Genomic DNA, 14,731 nt, shown 5'->3' on the forward strand with positions numbered 1-14,731 from the left:
GGTCCGTGGGCGCCCGATAGAAGAACCGGCGGGCGCCCGGCACGGCAGGGGGCTCAGCGGCGGCCGCGGGGGGCGCCGTCGCGGTCCCTGCGCACGATCGGCTTTTTGCCCTTGATCGTGGTGCGGCGCAGCGCCGCCACCACCTCGTCCACGGCGCCGTCCGGGATCTCGACCAGGGTGAACCGGTCGGCGATCTCGATCGCCCCGATCTCGCGCCCGCTGACCCGGGTCTCCCCGGTGATCGCGCCCACGATGTCCTGGGGACGCACGCCCGCGCTGCGGCCCGCGCCGACGAAGACGCGGCTCATCGCGCGCCTCCGCGCCGCCCGCGCCGGTCGTCGCGGCCGAACCTCTCGTCGCGCGGCCCGCGCTCGGGCCGCTGCGGACGCGGCGCGACCTCGGGGATCTCCTCCTCGTCGGCGGCGGCGCCGGTGGACTCGTGGGCGAGCTTGACCGCCGCGAGCGCGATGTCGACCAGGTCGAACTCGTCGGCGAGCGTCTCGACCACCACCCGGAAGCGGTCGAGGTCGCCGTCCTCCATCAGGCTCTCCTGCAGGGCGGCCCTGGTCAGCTCCAGCCGCCGGGCGCGCAGGTCCGCGACCGTCGGCACCTTCTCGACCGCGATCTTGCTGCGGGTGACGCGCTCGATGGTCTTCAGCATGCGGTGCTCGCGCGGCTCGGCGAGCGTGATCGCGACGCCCTCTCGCCCGGCCCGGCCCACCCGGCCGATGCGGTGCACGTACGACTCGGGCGCGGACGGCACGTCGTAGTTGATGACGTGGGTGAGCTGCTCGATGTCGAGGCCGCGGGCGGCCACGTCGGTCGCGACGAGCAGGTCGGCGGTCCCGCTGCGCAGCCGGCCCATGACCCGGTCGCGCTGCTCCTGGCCCATGCCGCCGTGCAGGGCCTCGGCGCGGTAGCCACGGCCGTTCATGGTCTCGGTGAGGCTGTCGACCTCCTCACGGGTGCGGCAGAAGACGATCGCCGCAGTGGGGGCCTCCACGTCGAGCACCCGGCCCAGCGCCGCCGGCTTGTACGCCCGCGACACGATGTAGGCGCTCTGCCGGATGAGCGGGGCCTCGCCGGCGGCGGGCGCCTCCCGCTCGATCCTGATCCGCACCGGCTCGCGCAGGTGGCGGCGGGCGATCCCGTCGATGCGCGGCGGCATGGTCGCGGAGAACAGCACGGTCTGCCGGTCCTCCGGGGTGTCCTGGAGGATCGCCTCGATGTCGTCGGCGAAGCCCATGTCGAGCATCTCGTCGGCCTCGTCGAGGACGACCATGCGCAGGCCCTTGAGCGGCAGGGTGCCCCTGCCGATGTGGTCGAGGGCACGGCCCGGGGTCGCGACGACGACGTCCACGCCGCGCTCCAGCGCCCGCAGCTGCCGCCCGATCGGCTGGCCGCCGTAGATGGGCAGCACCCGCGTGCCGAGGTCGCGGCCGTAGCGGTGCATGGCCTCCGACACCTGCACGGCCAGCTCACGGGTGGGCACGAGCACCAGCCCCGCGGGCTCGCCGCCGGCCTCCACGGCCGCCGGGTGGCCGCCGTGCAGCCGCTGGAGCATGGGCAGGGCGAACGCGGCCGTCTTGCCCGTGCCGGTCGCGGCCTGGCCGAGGAGGTCGCGGCCCTCCAGCAACGGCGGGATGGCCTCCCGCTGGATCGGCGTGGGCTCCTCGTAGCCGAGACCGGACAGGGCCTTGAGGAGCTCGGGGCCCAGCGCCAGATCGGCGAATCCGGGTCCTTCGTCAATCTCGTTCACGACCATGTCCTGCTCCTGGTCCTGCTCCTGGTCCCGGCCTGTGGCGGGGCGAATGTGCACGGGACGACCCTATGGTCTTTCCGCCCTTACCCCGAACGCCGCCCCCGGCACGCGGCGCGCTACTCCCCTCGGCCCGCACGGCGTACGCGGGTCCTACCAGGGTCGGAGCAGAGGTTTACATCCGAAGTAGGTCGACGTGACCACCCCGGCAAGGAAGCGTGGAAAGGGTCCCCGAGGAGCAGGAGGCTCCATGGAAGGAAAGGCACGGTTCACCCGCTGGGCGGGCGGCGCCGCGGTCGCGCTCGCCGCCGTCCTTCTCGTCGCGTCGTGCGGCGACGCGGCACCCGGGCGCACTTCCGCCGCCCCGGGCGCACCCGCCGCGCAGACCGGCCACGCCGTTCACGCGGGCCACGCCGCGGCCCAGCCGCCGCCGGCGGCGCCGCTGCGGCCGGGCGAACGGTTCATGACGCTGACGATCCCCGAGCCCTACCGGCCCACGGCGCCCTCCGGCGGCACCGACGAGTACCGCTGCTTCCTGGTCGATCCCGGGCTCACGGACACCGCGTTCCTGACCGGCAGCCAGTTCCTGCCGCAGAACACCGACATCGTGCACCACGCGATCATCTTCAGGGTCGGCCCCAAGGAGGCGGAGGCGGCGCGCAGGACGGACGCCGCGACGCCGGGCGAGGGCTGGACCTGCTTCGGCGACGCCGGGATCGAGAACGGCGCGTGGGTCGGGCACTGGGCGCCCGGGGCGACGAGACCCTGCTGCGGCAGAAGGTCGGGTATCCCCTCCCCGCGGGCAGCCAGATGGTGCTGCAGATCCACTACAACCTGCTGGGCGGCGCCGGCGGCACGGACAGGTCCGGCATCCGGCTGCGGCTCGCCGACGGCGCGAGCGGTCTGGCCCCTCTGGAGACGGGGCTGATCGCGGGGCCGATCGAACTGCCCTGCACGGCCAAGGAGTCGGGGCCGTTGTGCGACCGGAAGGCGGCCGTCGAGGACGTGGCCCACCGGTTCGGCGAGCAGGCGCGCCACATGGTCGACGGCCTGGCACAGATGTGCGGGCAGGGTGCGCCTCCCCGGCCTGGCCCGACACAGCACTGCGACATGCCCGTCCGGGAGGACGCGACGCTGTACGCCGTCGCCGGGCACATGCACCTGCTCGGCCGCTCCATCCGAGTCGATCTCAACCCGGGCAAGCCGGATGCGAGGACCCTGCTCGACATCCCCGCGTACAACTTCGACGACCAGGCGATCCGCCCGCTGGCCCAGCCGCTGGAGATCAAGGCCGGCGACACGCTCAGGGTGACCTGCACGCACGACGCGGGACTGCGCTCCATGCTCCCCGCGCTGCGCGGATCGCCGCCCCGCTACGTGGTCTGGGGCGAGGGAACCAGCGACGAGATGTGCCTGGGCCTGCTCGTGTGGTCGCCTCAGGCATGACTCGGGGCATACCGTGTGATCGTGGATCTTCGGGAGCTGAGACGGGCCAGATTCGCGGTGTCGGTCACCTTCGCCCTGCACGGCGCGGTGACCGGCGGCTTCGCCTCCCGGATCCCCTGGATCCAGGATCACGTCGGAGCCGGGCCCGGCCAGCTCGGGCTCGCCCTGCTCGCGCCCGCGGTCGGCTCCATCCTCGCGATGCCGACGGCGGGACGCCTCACGCACCGGTTCGGCGGGCGGGCCGTCACCCGCGTCTCGATCGGCCTGTGGTGCCTGATCCTCGTCCTGCCCCCGCTGGCACCGAACCTGCCCCTGCTGTGCGCGTCGCTCATGCTGTACGGCGCGGTGGCCGGCATCGGCGATGTCGCGATGAACGCCCAGGGGGTGGTGGTCGAGCAGCGGCTCGGCCGTTCGATCATGTCCGGGCTGCACGGCATGTGGAGCGTGGGGACGCTCGCGGGCGGCGCGGTGGGCACGCTGGCCGCGAGCGCGGGCCTCGACGCCCGGCTCCACCTGGGCGCGACGGCGATCGTGCTGTTCCTCGTGGCCCTGGCCGTGGGCCCGCTGCTGCTCGACGTGCGGGCGGGCGAGGACGAGCCGGCCCCGCCCCACTTCGTGCTCCCGCCGCGTGGAGTGCTGCTCATCGGGCTGGTGGGCTTCTGCTCGGTGTTCGGCGAGGCCGCCGCCCAGGACTGGTGCGCGGTCTACCTCCGCCAGGTCGCGGGCGCGTCCCAGGCCGTGGGCGCCGCGGCGTACACGGCCTTCGCCTGCATGATGGCCGCGGGCCGGTTGTGCGGCGACGCGGTGGTGCGGCGGCTGGGGCCGGTCGCGACCGTGCGCGGCGGCGCGGCGCTGGCGGCGCTCGGCGGGCTGCTCGTCGTGGTCTCCCGGACCCCGGTGCCGGCGACCGCGGGGTTCATGCTGATCGGCGTGGGGATCGCGGTGGTCATTCCGCTGGTGTTCGCGGCGGCGGGCAACGCCGGGCCCTCGCCGAGCGAGGGCGTCGCGGGCGCGGCCACGGTGAGCTACGCGTCGGGGTTCGTGGCGCCGAGCGCCATCGGCGGTATCGCCATGCTGGCCGGGCTGCCCGCCTCGTTCGTGCTGGTCACCGTGCTGCTGCTGGCGGTCCTGCTGGGCGCGGGCACGCTCGCGCCCTCGGCCGCCGCGGCGCGTCAGGAGACGCGGCCGACCCCGCACAGGAAGTAGTTCTTGACCGCCAGCAGGCGCGGGTCGAACACCTCGTGCTCGGGCCGCCACTGGTGCAGGTTGACCACGCCGGGCTCGACCAGGTCGAGCCCCTCGAAGAACGGCGTGATCTCGTCCGACTGCCGGGCCACGAACTGCGCGGACGCGCCCTGGTAGATCTGCTCGACGGCGGGCGCCCGCTCCGGGCGCTCGTCCACCGCGACGTGCGAGATGGCCACGTAGCTGTCGGGCGCGAGCGCCTCGCGGATCTCCTTGATCAGGCGGCGGGGCTCGTCGGAGTCGGGCAGGAAGTGGACGATCGCGAGCAGCAGCACGGCGACCGGCCGGTCGAGGTCCAGGTGGCTCCGCACCTCCGGATGGGTGAGGATCTCCTCCGGCCGCCGCAGGTCGCCCTCCACCACCCGCACCTGCGGGCTGTCCTGGAGCAGCGCGCGGGCGTGCGCGAGCACCTGCGGGTCGTTGTCGACGTACACCGTCCTCGCGCCGGGCGCGTGCTCGGCCGCCACCTGGTGGACGTTGCGCTGGGTGGGCAGGCCGGCGCCGATGTCGAGGAACTGCCGGATGCCCTGGCCGGCGAGGAACCGCACGGCGCGGACGAGGAACTCCCGGTTCTCCCTGATCCCCAGGGGAATCTCCGGCACGTGCCGCAGCACCTGCTCGGCGGCCGCCCGGTCGGCGGGGAAGTTGTCCTTGCCGCCGAGGAAGTAGTCGTACATCCGCGCCGCGTTGGGCACGTTCGGGTCGAAGCCGGGCCCCATCGCCGCCGGATCCATGACGCCTCCCCTGATCATCGCCGACGTGGGCGATCTTAGCCCGTAGCGTATGAAGCAGCGCATCCATAGAGGAACGTGACATTTCCCGAAGATCACGGCTGAACGATGTCATGATCGTTCCATGACACCCCTGCGTCGAGTGCTGGGCGCGTACCTCGCCGACGGCGTCACCCGTGCCAACATGTGGGCGCTGCTGGCGCTGGCGACCGTCGGCACGGCGGTGATCTCCTTCCTGCCGTCGGCCCAGCCGCACATCCTCACCACGATCCTGGGGCTGCCCGAATCACGGCAGGGCACGGTCGTCGGCCTGCTGAACACGGCAGCAGAACTCGCCATGGTCGCGAGCCTCGCGTGGTACGGCGCGCTGGCCGACCGCTTCGGGCGCAGGGTGATCGTGGTCTCCGGCCTGGTGCTGTGCGCCGCCGGCACCGCGCTGTTCCCCTTCGCGGCCAACACGGCCGTGCTGGCGGCGCTGCGGGTGGTGTTCGGCCTGGGCGTCGCGGCGATCAACGCGATGCTGTCGACGATCGCGATCGACTACGTACGCAGCCGGTCGCGCGGGGCGTCGTACGGGCTCGTCGGCTTCTTCGGCGGCCTCGGCGCGCTGGTCGCGGTGCTGGTCCTGGTGCGGCTGCCGCAGACGCTGGAGGCGGGCGGGATGGAGCCGGTGCAGGCGGCCCGCACGGCGTTCCTGCTGATCGCCGCGGGCATCCTGGTCACGGCGGGCCTGCTGTGGCTGACGCTGTCGCCGGTGCGGCCGTCGCCGCCGAGCGCGTGCCGCTGGTCCGGCTGGTGCGCGAAGGCGTGGCGCTCGTCCGCGACCCGGGAGTGGCTCTCTCGTACGCGGCGTCGTTCGTGGCGCGGGCCGACCTCGCCATCGTGGTCGCCTTCATGTCGTTGTGGATCAAGAACTACGGGACCGAGCACGGCGGGCTCTCCGGTGCGGAGGCGCTGGCCAAGGCGGGCGCCGTGGTGGGCATCTCGCAGATGGTCGCGTTGCTGTGCGCGCCGGTGTTCGGCTGGCTGGGCGACCGGATGCGGCGCCAGGACCTGGTCGTCCTGGCGCAGGTCGTCGCCGCCCTCGCCTACCTGTCGACGCTGCTCGTCTCCGATCCCCTCGGCCCCGGCATGATGCTGGTCGCCGTGCTGATCGGCGTGGGCGAGATCGCCGCCATCACCACGGCGGGCCCGCTGCTCGCGCAGCAGGCGCCCGCGGCCGTGCGGGGCTCGGCGTTCGGCGTCCACACGCTCTGCGGCGCGGCCGGGGTGATGATCATCTCGGCGCTCGGCGGGGCGCTGTTCGACGCGTGGCGCCCCGCCGGGCCGTTCGTCGTGGCCGGCGTCTTCAGCCTGGCGGTCGCGTGCTTCGGCCTGGCCGTACGGCGGCGGGTGACGGCGAGGGCCGAGGCCGACGTCGCCGGGGAGGCCGTCCCGGCGGCCTGACACCGGCCCGGTCCGCCGCGACGGTCTCTGCCGGAAGAGCCTGTGTCGTAAGAGCCTGTGTCGTGAAGGCCCGCGAGCGTGCTCTGCGGGACAGGTGCCGGCCCAGGGACTGGACCGGGCGCTCGACGGCCCGGTAGGTCAGCGCGGAGCAGACGAGCACCACCGCGAGCAGCATGACGGCCATGGCCAGGCGTTCGGCGAGGGAGAACCGGCCAGGGTCCGTCGTCAGCCGCCGGAGCACCTGCACGGCGAGGGGATGCAGCAGGTAGACGGAGTAGCTGATCAGGCCGAGCCACACGAGGACGCGGGGCATCGGCCGGTGCCGCAGCAGGCGGGCGGCCAGGAAGGTGGCCCATGCCGCGGCGACGGCCGTGGACCATCCCCGGGTGAACGCCAGCGCCTGGTCGTCGGGCATGCCCCAGCCGGGACCGAAGGCCCACGCGGCGGCGATGGACGCGACCGGCACGCACGCCAGCGCCCATCCGCTCCTCTTCCAGCGCAGTTGTCCCCGGTCGAGCCGGTAGAGCACGGTGCCGGCGAACATCGTCGCGAGGATGGCGAGGCTCTGCCACGCCCCGATCCGGCTGTTGACGCCGAGCAGCACGAGAGCCAGCACGGCCGCGGCGGCGGTGCCGCACACGCGCAGCCGCCCGCGGCATGCCAGCGACGCGGCCGCCGCGAGCAACACGACCGCCGTGACCACCACGACCTGGGCGGTGCCGGCGCCGCGCGACAGCGCGCCCGCCGGAAGCAGCCCGCCCACGGTGAGAGCCGCCACGGCGAAGGCGAGCATGCCGGTGGCGCTCGCGCGGTGCACGCCCGCCACGAACATCGCCGTCACGAGCAGGTAGAAGACCATCTCGTACGACAGCGTCCAGAACACGTTGACGACGCTGACCACCTGAAGGAAGTCCTGCAGCATCGTCAGGTGCGCCAGGGCCGAGATGCCTGGATTGTCGGTCAGCTGATCCGGCAGCGCCGAGTACACGCCCTCGGCGCCGAACACCGTCCCGGCCGCCGCGGCGACGAGCCACAGGGGATACAGGCGGAAGACCCGGTTGATCCAGAACCCGCCGACGCTGCCGCGCCGCTCCAGGGAGACCGGCACCACGTAACCGCTGACGAGGAAGAACACGAGCACGCCGTACTGGCCGAAGTCGAACCACGGGCCGGCGCCCGCCCGTACCTCGGGAAACAGTGCGTCCAGGGAGTGCTCGAACACCACGACGAGCGCGGCCATGCCGCGCAACGCGTCCAGCCATCCCTGACGCGGCCCCGGGGACGGCGGCTGCGGCCGCGCGGGCGCTGGTAAGGCCTCCTCCCTGACACCGCTCCGGCTCGTTTCCACAGCATCGACGAACATCCGGTCAGGGTAGGAGGTCAGCCTGGGAGAATCGTGAGCGCCCTGAACGCTGCCGCACCCAGGGGGGCGCTCACGCGCCTCCATACCGCCCCGGTTCTCTGCCGCACAGAGCCGGGCAGCGGCTCTATGGAACCGGGCGGGGTCAGAGCGGGATGTTGTTGTGCGCTCCCCGCGTGGCCGGTGCCGCGGCGAGGGCCTCGGCGAGCCGCCGCCGGGTCGTCCGCGGGTCGATCACCTCGTCCACGACCCGGAGGTCGAGTGCCCGGCGGACGCCGCCGGACATCTCCTCGTGTTCCCGCACCAGCTCGGCGCGCAGCCGCTCCCTGTCCTCCGCGGAGGCGGCCGCGGCGAGGCGCCGGCGGTGCAGGATCCCCACTGCCCGCCTCGGCCCCCATGACCGCCACCTCCGCGCCCGGCCACGCGAAAACGGCGGTGGCCCCGAGCGAGCGGGAGTTCATGGCGATGTACGCGCCGCCGTAGGACTTGCGGACGACCACCGTCACCCGGGGCACGGTCGCCTCCGCGAAGGCGTGCAGCAGCTTCGCCCCCCGGCGGACCACGCCGCCCCACTCCTGGCCGACTCCCGGGAGGTAGCCGGGGACGTCCGCCAGCACGACCAGTGGAACGCCGTGGGCATCGCACATCCGGACGAACCGGGCGGCCTTCTCCGCCGACAGGGCGTCGAGGCAGCCGCCCTTGCGGAGCGGGTTGTTCGCCACGACGCCGACCGTGTGCCCGGCGAGGCGGCCGAGCCCGACGACGATGTTCGGCGCCCAGCGGGCCTGGATCTCGACGAACGCGGCACCGTCCTCGCCGTCGTCGAGCAGCGCGCGGATCACCGGACGGATGTCGTACGCGCGGCGGGCCGACTCGGGCAGCAGCGCGGCCGGGTCGCGGTCGTCGGCCAGGCCGTCCAGGGCGTACCCGCCGGTGTCGGCCAGCAGGCCGGTGAGGGCGCGGGTGCGCCGGTAGGCGTCGTCCTCGTCCCCGGCGACCACGTGCACCACGCCGGAGCGGCGGCCGTGCGCGTCGGCGCCGCCGAGCCCCTCCATGTCGATCTCCTCGCCCGTCACGCTGCGGACCACGTCGGGGCCGGTGACGAACACCCGGCCCAGGTCGGACATGACGATCAGGTCGGTGAGCGCCGGTCCGTACGCCGCCGCGCCCGCCGCCGGGCCCACGATGACGGAGATCTGCGGCACCCGGCCCGAGGCGCGGATGTTCGCCTCGAAGACCAGGCCGGCGCCGTGCATCGACTCCACGCCGTCGGCGAGACGGGCCCCGCCGCAGTGCCACACGCCGATCACCGGCACCCGGCGCCGCAGCGCCTCGTCCACGGCGGCGACGATGTGCCGGGCCCCGGCCAGCCCCAGCGCCCCGCCCATGACCGTCGCGTCGGTGCAGAAGGCGACCACCGGGGAGCCGTGGACACGCCCGGTGACCGCGAGCACGCCGCTCGCGTCCTCCGCGTGCAGCGGCGTCATCGAGTCCGCGTCGAGCAGGCGGCCGAGCCGGGCCACGGGCTTGCGGACGTCGCGGCTCTCCTGCGCCGCCACCGCCTCGGCAACGGTCATGGATCTACCCCCATCGATGTGCGTGCGCTCGCGTTTCTCCGGAAACGGTAGGCGGGCCGCGCCACCGGGGTCCAATTACGATTTCCGATGGAAATGCAGAAAGAAATCCTTATGAATGGCCCGATATGCCGTGATGGGCGTCACAGTTGACTATCGCACGAAATTCATGCAAATGTCGATTAGGTTGGCCGGGCCGGAGCCACAGGTTCCGGAACGAGAAAGCGCGGGCACGGCGAAACCGCGCCGCCGCTGCTCACGCACGTTCTCCGGAAAGGCCTCCCTGCGGGCGGACCGGGCTGTTTCCTTTTCCGTTTCGGCCGTGGAGTGGGACAGCCCGGGCCGTACCGCCTTGCACGAGGCGGGAAAGCGGTGAATGCGGCCGGACCGGTCGCATGTTCGCGCGGGCGAGAAGGCGCGAGGCCTGAAGCAGCGAAATACCACGACAAGCACGACGAGAAGCACGACGAGAAGCACGGGCACGACGCGAGGGGACGGATGTTCACCATGGACGAGGCGCTCGGCTACGGCGAGAACGCGGTCGCGGTGGTCGGGCTCGCCTGCCGGCTGCCGGGAGCACCGCACCCGCGAGACCTGTGGGACCTGCTGCGCGCCGGGCGCGACGCGGTCGGCCCGCCCCCGGAGAGCCGCCTGGCTGGCGACCCCCGGCTCGCCGGCCTGCGAGGTGGGTTCCTGGACCGGGTCGACGAGTTCGACGCGGGGTTCTTCGGCCTCTCGCCGAAGGAGGCGGCGGCGATGGACCCCCAGCAGCGGCTGACGCTGGAGCTCGCCTGGGAGGCGCTGGAGGACGCCGGCATCCGGCCCGGCGACCTCGGGGGCACGCCGGCGAGTGTGGTCATCGGGGCGATGGCCGCCGACTATGCCACGCTCGTCTACCAGCAGGGAGAGGCGGCCATCACCCGCCACACGCTCGCCGGGCTCACTCGCGGCATCCTGGCCAACCGCGTCTCGTACGCGCTGGACCTGCGCGGGCCGAGCCTCACCGTCGACACCGCGCAGTCGTCCGCGCTGGTCGCGGTGCATCTGGCCTGCGAGAGCCTGCGCTCGGGCGAGGCGGCCGTCGCGCTCGCGGGCGGGGTGAACCTCAACCTCGTCCCGGAGAGCACGGCGACCGCCGAGCGGTTCGGCGGCCTGTCCCCCGACGGGCGGTGCTTCACCTTCGACGCCCGGGCCAACGGCTACGCGCGTGGGGAGGGCGGCGGGATCGTCGTGCTGAAGCCGCTGCCGCAGGCGCTGGCCGACGAGGACCACGTCTACGCGGTCATCCTGGGCAGCGCGGTCAACAACGACGGCGCGACCCCCGGCCTCACCGTCCCCGACGCCGCCGCCCAGGAGCGGGTCGTACGGCTGGCCGTGGAAAGGGCGGGCGTCGATCCTGCCGCCGTGCAGGTCGTCGAGCTGCACGGCACCGGCACCAGGGTCGGCGACCCGATCGAGGCGGCGGCCCTCGGCGCCGCGCTCGGCGCGGCCCGGCCAGCGACGCGGCCGCTCCTGGTCGGGTCGGCGAAGACGAACGTCGGCCACCTGGAGGGAGCGGCCGGCATCGTCGGGCTGCTCAAGGCCGTGCTCAGCATCCACCACCGGGAGGTTCCGGCCAGCCTGAACTACGAGACGCCGAACCCCGGCATCGACCTCGACGCCCTCAACCTGCGGGTCGCCACCGAACTCTCCCCCTGGCCCCGCCCGGACGCGCCGCTGGTCGCGGGGGTCAGCTCGTTCGGCGTGGGCGGAGCGAACTGCCACGTCGTCCTCGCCGAGCCGCCGCCGCGACCCGCGGCCCCCGGGACGGGAGCACCGCACCGTACGTCGCGGCGGACGGCTCGGGAAGAGGTCGCCACCGGTGCCGGGCCGACCGGGGACGGCGAGGACGCGGGCCCCGGCGGGAGCGGCCCGGGCGTCGTCCCTCTCGTTCTGTCGGCTCGCGACCCGGCCGCGCTGCGCGAGCAGGCCGCCCGGCTGAGCGGCTCGGCCGCCCTCGACGCGGACCCGTCCGACGTCGCGCTGTCGCTGGCCACCGGCCGCACCGCGTTCGAACACCGGGCGGTCGTGGTGGGCACGGACCACCAGGACCTGCGGAAACGGCTGCGTGCGTTCGGCGCGGGCGACCTGGCGTCCGGGGCGGTGCAGGGCAGGGCGCGCGACCTCGGCGGCACCGTGCTGGTCTTCCCCGGCCAGGGCAGCCAGTGGGCAGGCATGAGCAGGGGCCTGGCCGACGCCTCTCCCGTCTTCGCCCGGCACCTGACCGAGGTCGCCGAGGCCCTCCAGCCCCACGTGGACTGGTCGCCCCGGGACGTGCTCTGGAACCTGCCGGGCGCGGCGTCGTTCGAGCGGGTGGACGTCGTGCAGCCCGCGTTGTTCGCCGTCATGGTGGCGCTGGCCCGGCTGTGGGAGCACTTCGGTGTCCGTCCCGACGCGGTCATCGGCCACTCCCAGGGGGAGATCGCCGCCGCGCACGTCGCGGGCGCCCTGTCGCTGGAGGACGCCGCGGCGATCGTGGTCCTGCGCAGCCAGGCGCTCGCCGCGATATCGGGCCGCGGCGGGATGGTCTCGGTCCCGCTGCCGCGTCCCGTGGTCGAGGCGCGGGTGGCCGAATGGGCGGGACGCCTGGAGATCGGCGCCGTCAACGGCCCCTCGGTCACGGTCGTCTCCGGTGACGCGGACGCGCTGGACGAGCTGATCGCCCGGTACGAGGCCGAGGGCGTCGCGGTGCGGCGGGTGCGGATCGACTACGCCTCGCACTCGGCGCACGCGGAAGCCGTACGGGACCGGCTGCTGGCCTGCCTGCCGGGGCACCCGGCTCGGCCGAGCGGCGTGGCCTTCTACTCCGGGCTGACCGGCGGGCGGCTCGACACCGCGGAGCTGGACGCGGACTACTGGTATCGCAACCTGCGCCACACGGTGCGGTTCGACGAGGCCGTCACGGCCGCGCTGCGTGACGGGCACACGGTGTTCGTGGAGGCCAGCCCGCACCCGATCCTGGTTCCGGGGGTCAGGGAGATCCTGGACGCCGCCGCCGCGCCGGACCTCGGACGGGTGGTCACCGGAACGCTACGCCGCGACAGGGGGGACCTGAGCGAGTTCCTCCGGGCGCTCGGCACGCTCCACGTCAACGGCGCGCACGTCGACTGGAGCCGTGCCGTACGGCCGGGCGCGCGGCGCGTCCCGCTGCCCACCTATCCCTTCCAGCGTCGCCGGCACTGGATCGACACGGTCGCCACGCCCTCCGAGCCGGGCGAGCGACGGGCACCGGCCGAGCCCGCGCCGGCAGAAAGCCGGCAGGAGACATCTTGGGAGCCGGAGGTCGCGAGGAGCGAGCAGGCGTCGCTCGATCTCGTCCTGTCCGCCACGGCGGCCGTCCTGGGGCACGCGGACGCGCGGAGCGTCGCACCGGACCTCTCCTTCAAGGACCTGGGGCTCGACTCACTGGGCGTGGTGGAGCTGCGGGACGCCCTGGCCACGGCCACCGGCCTGACCGTTCCCGCGACCGTCACCTTCGAGCACCCCTCGCCCCTCGCGCTGGCCCGCCACCTGATCGCCCTGTCCGGGGGCGGGACGACCGCTCCCTCGGCGCCTCCCGCACCAGTGTCCGGGGAGCGGACGGCCGACGAGCCGATCGCGGTGGTCGCCATGGCCGGGCGGTACCCCGGAGCCGACAGCCCGGAGAAACTCTGGGAACTCGTCCTCGACGGCGCCGACGCCGTCACCGCCTTCCCCGCCAACCGGGCTGGGACGTGGAGGCGCTGCACGACCCCGCCGCGGCGCGGCCGGGCACCTCCGTGACCGGTGAGGGCGGCTTCCTGCACGACGCCGACCGCTTCGACGCGGAGTTCTTCGGCATCAGTCCCCGCGAGGCGGCGGCCATGGATCCCCAGCAGCGTCTCCTGCTGGAGGTGGCGTGGGAGACCTTCGAACGGGCCGGTGTCGTGCCGCGGTCGCTGGCCGGGACCCGCACCGGCGTGTTCGTCGGCATGATGCCCCAGGACTACGGCCCCCGGTTGCACGAGACGGCCGAAGGATCCGAGGGCTACGCCCTCACGGGCACGGCGACCAGCGTCGCCTCCGGGCGGATCGCCTACACCTTCGGGCTCGAAGGGCCTGCCGTGACGGTGGACACGGCCTGCTCGTCATCGCTGGTCGCGCTACACCTCGCCGTACGGTCGCTGCGGTCGGGCGAGTCGGACCTGGCCCTGGCGGGCGGGGTGACGGTGATGTCGTCACCCGGCATGTTCACCGAGTTCTCCCGGCAGGGCGGGCTGGCTCCTGACGGGCGGTGCAAGGCGTTCTCGTCGTCGGCGGACGGCACCGGCTGGGCCGAGGGCGTCGGCCTGCTGCTGGTCGAACGCCTGTCGGACGCGCGCAGAAACGGCCACCCGGTGCTGGCCGTGATCCGCGGCACCGCCGTCAACCAGGACGGCGCCTCCAACGGCCTCACCGCGCCCAACGGGCTGTCGCAGCAGCGGGTGATCCGCCAGGCGCTGAAGGACGCCGGGCTCGGTCCTTCGGATGTGGACGCGCTCGAGGCGCACGGCACGGGCACGAGGCTCGGCGACCCCGTCGAGGCGCAGGCGCTGCTGGCGACCTACGGCCAGGACCGGCCCGCCGACCGGCCGCTGTGGCTCGGCTCGCTGAAATCGAACATCGGCCACACCCAGGCCGCGGCAGGGGTCGCCGGCGTCATGAAGATGGTGCTGGCCATGAGGCACGGCGTGCTGCCGAAGACGCTGCACGCCGACGAGGCGTCCCCGTACGTCGACTGGTCGGCGGGCCTGTCGCTGCTGACCGAGCCCGTGCCCTGGCCGGAGACCGGCCGCCCGAGACGTGCGGGCGTTTCGTCGTTCGGGATCAGCGGCACCAACGCCCACGTCATCGTCGAACAGGCGCCCGGCCAGGACGACACCCCGCAGGCGTCTCACGCCATCTCGCCGAACGGTTCCCTGAAAGCGTCCGCTGCCCACTCCCTCGTCGCCGCATCAGACGGTCGTCGGGAGGTGCCGGGCGCACGGGGTTCGGTTCCGGTGGTGCCATGGGTGATCTCGGCCCGCTCCCGGGAGGCACTCACCGCTCAGGCCGAACGGCTGGCCGATCACCTGGACCGCCACCCCGAGCTGGACCCGGTCGACGTCGGCTACTCCCTGGCCACCACCCGCAC

Annotated in this window: 9 protein-coding genes and 3 pseudogenes; 7 read left to right on the top strand and 5 right to left on the bottom strand. The window is 73.8% G+C overall.

What is annotated here, in order from left to right; translation table 11 throughout:
• Nucleotides 1–53: 53 nt before the first annotated feature.
• On the bottom strand, nt 54–308 hold the full coding sequence (locus tag B1L11_RS53345) for a DbpA RNA binding domain-containing protein (protein WP_256863368.1): 255 nt from the start codon (nt 306–308) through the stop codon (nt 54–56).
• Entirely contained in the window at nt 305–1,819 is a 1,515-nt protein-coding gene (locus B1L11_RS42105) for a DEAD/DEAH box helicase (protein ID WP_256863369.1), read from the bottom strand. Before B1L11_RS42105 ends, B1L11_RS53345 begins: the two co-directional genes overlap by 4 nt.
• A 190-nt stretch (nt 1,820–2,009) precedes the next feature.
• Between B1L11_RS42105 and B1L11_RS53350 the strand changes: the two genes are divergently transcribed.
• From B1L11_RS53350 to B1L11_RS42115, 3 genes are all read left to right on the top strand, one after another.
• Nucleotides 2,010–2,687 carry a hypothetical protein gene (locus B1L11_RS53350; protein ID WP_256863370.1) on the top strand — a complete coding sequence of 226 codons (678 nt, stop codon included), beginning with the start codon at nt 2,010–2,012 and terminating at the stop codon, nt 2,685–2,687.
• A gap of 227 nt (nt 2,688–2,914) precedes the next feature.
• Nucleotides 2,915–3,205, top strand: coding sequence for a hypothetical protein (locus B1L11_RS53355; RefSeq protein ID WP_256863371.1), 291 nt, complete (start codon nt 2,915–2,917; stop codon nt 3,203–3,205).
• A 21-nt stretch (nt 3,206–3,226) separates the two neighbouring features.
• A complete protein-coding gene (locus tag B1L11_RS42115; RefSeq protein WP_079320774.1) occupies nt 3,227–4,411 on the top strand; it encodes an MFS transporter in 1,185 nt (394 codons plus the stop codon).
• On the opposite strand, the gene B1L11_RS42120 is transcribed toward B1L11_RS42115, so the two are convergent.
• Entirely contained in the window at nt 4,378–5,184 is an 807-nt protein-coding gene (locus tag B1L11_RS42120; RefSeq protein ID WP_218671657.1) for an SAM-dependent methyltransferase, read from the bottom strand. The genes B1L11_RS42115 and B1L11_RS42120 overlap by 34 nt on opposite strands.
• Before the next feature lie 181 nt (nt 5,185–5,365).
• On the opposite strand from B1L11_RS42120, the pseudogene B1L11_RS53360 reads away from it, so the two are divergent.
• Together B1L11_RS53360 and B1L11_RS42130 are read left to right on the top strand one after the other, a co-directional pair.
• Nucleotides 5,366–5,941: pseudogene (locus tag B1L11_RS53360) on the top strand (MFS transporter); the annotation flags it as partial.
• A gap of 134 nt (nt 5,942–6,075) precedes the next feature.
• Entirely contained in the window at nt 6,076–6,627 is a 552-nt protein-coding gene (locus B1L11_RS42130; protein WP_079320772.1) for an MFS transporter, read from the top strand.
• Here the strand turns inward: B1L11_RS42130 and B1L11_RS42135 are convergent.
• Together B1L11_RS42135 and B1L11_RS42140 are read right to left on the bottom strand one after the other, a co-directional pair.
• Entirely contained in the window at nt 6,530–7,990 is a 1,461-nt protein-coding gene (locus B1L11_RS42135; RefSeq protein WP_179155572.1) for an acyltransferase, read from the bottom strand. The two genes, B1L11_RS42130 and B1L11_RS42135, sit on opposite strands and share 98 nt — an antisense overlap.
• Nucleotides 7,991–8,132: 142 nt before the next feature.
• Nucleotides 8,133–9,564, bottom strand: a pseudogene (locus tag B1L11_RS42140) (acyl-CoA carboxylase subunit beta).
• A 504-nt stretch (nt 9,565–10,068) separates the two neighbouring features.
• On the opposite strand from B1L11_RS42140, the pseudogene B1L11_RS53365 reads away from it, so the two are divergent.
• Together B1L11_RS53365 and B1L11_RS53370 are read left to right on the top strand one after the other, a co-directional pair.
• Nucleotides 10,069–14,252 (top strand): annotated as a pseudogene (locus B1L11_RS53365) (type I polyketide synthase); the annotation flags it as partial.
• A gap of 24 nt (nt 14,253–14,276) precedes the next feature.
• On the top strand, nt 14,277–14,731 hold a 455-nt coding region (locus B1L11_RS53370; protein ID WP_306291779.1), incomplete at its 3' end, for a ketoacyl-synthetase C-terminal extension domain-containing protein.

The organism is Microbispora sp. GKU 823 (assembly GCF_002027145.1).
Classification (GTDB): domain Bacteria; phylum Actinomycetota; class Actinomycetes; order Streptosporangiales; family Streptosporangiaceae; genus Microbispora; species Microbispora siamensis.

What these genes read in the sequence shown, in the direction of transcription:
- B1L11_RS53345 (WP_256863368.1), bottom strand. Translation starts at nt 308, where the DNA reads ATGAGCCGCGTCTTCGTCGGCGCGGGCCGCAGCGCGGGCGTGCGTCCC.
- B1L11_RS53350 (WP_256863370.1), top strand. Translation starts at nt 2,010, where the DNA reads ATGGAAGGAAAGGCACGGTTCACCCGCTGGGCGGGCGGCGCCGCGGTC.
- B1L11_RS53355 (WP_256863371.1), top strand. Translation starts at nt 2,915, where the DNA reads ATGCACCTGCTCGGCCGCTCCATCCGAGTCGATCTCAACCCGGGCAAG.
- B1L11_RS42120 (WP_218671657.1), bottom strand. Translation starts at nt 5,184, where the DNA reads ATGGATCCGGCGGCGATGGGGCCCGGCTTCGACCCGAACGTGCCCAAC.
- B1L11_RS42130 (WP_079320772.1), top strand. Translation starts at nt 6,076, where the DNA reads ATGTCGTTGTGGATCAAGAACTACGGGACCGAGCACGGCGGGCTCTCC.
- B1L11_RS42135 (WP_179155572.1), bottom strand. Translation starts at nt 7,990, where the DNA reads ATGTTCGTCGATGCTGTGGAAACGAGCCGGAGCGGTGTCAGGGAGGAG.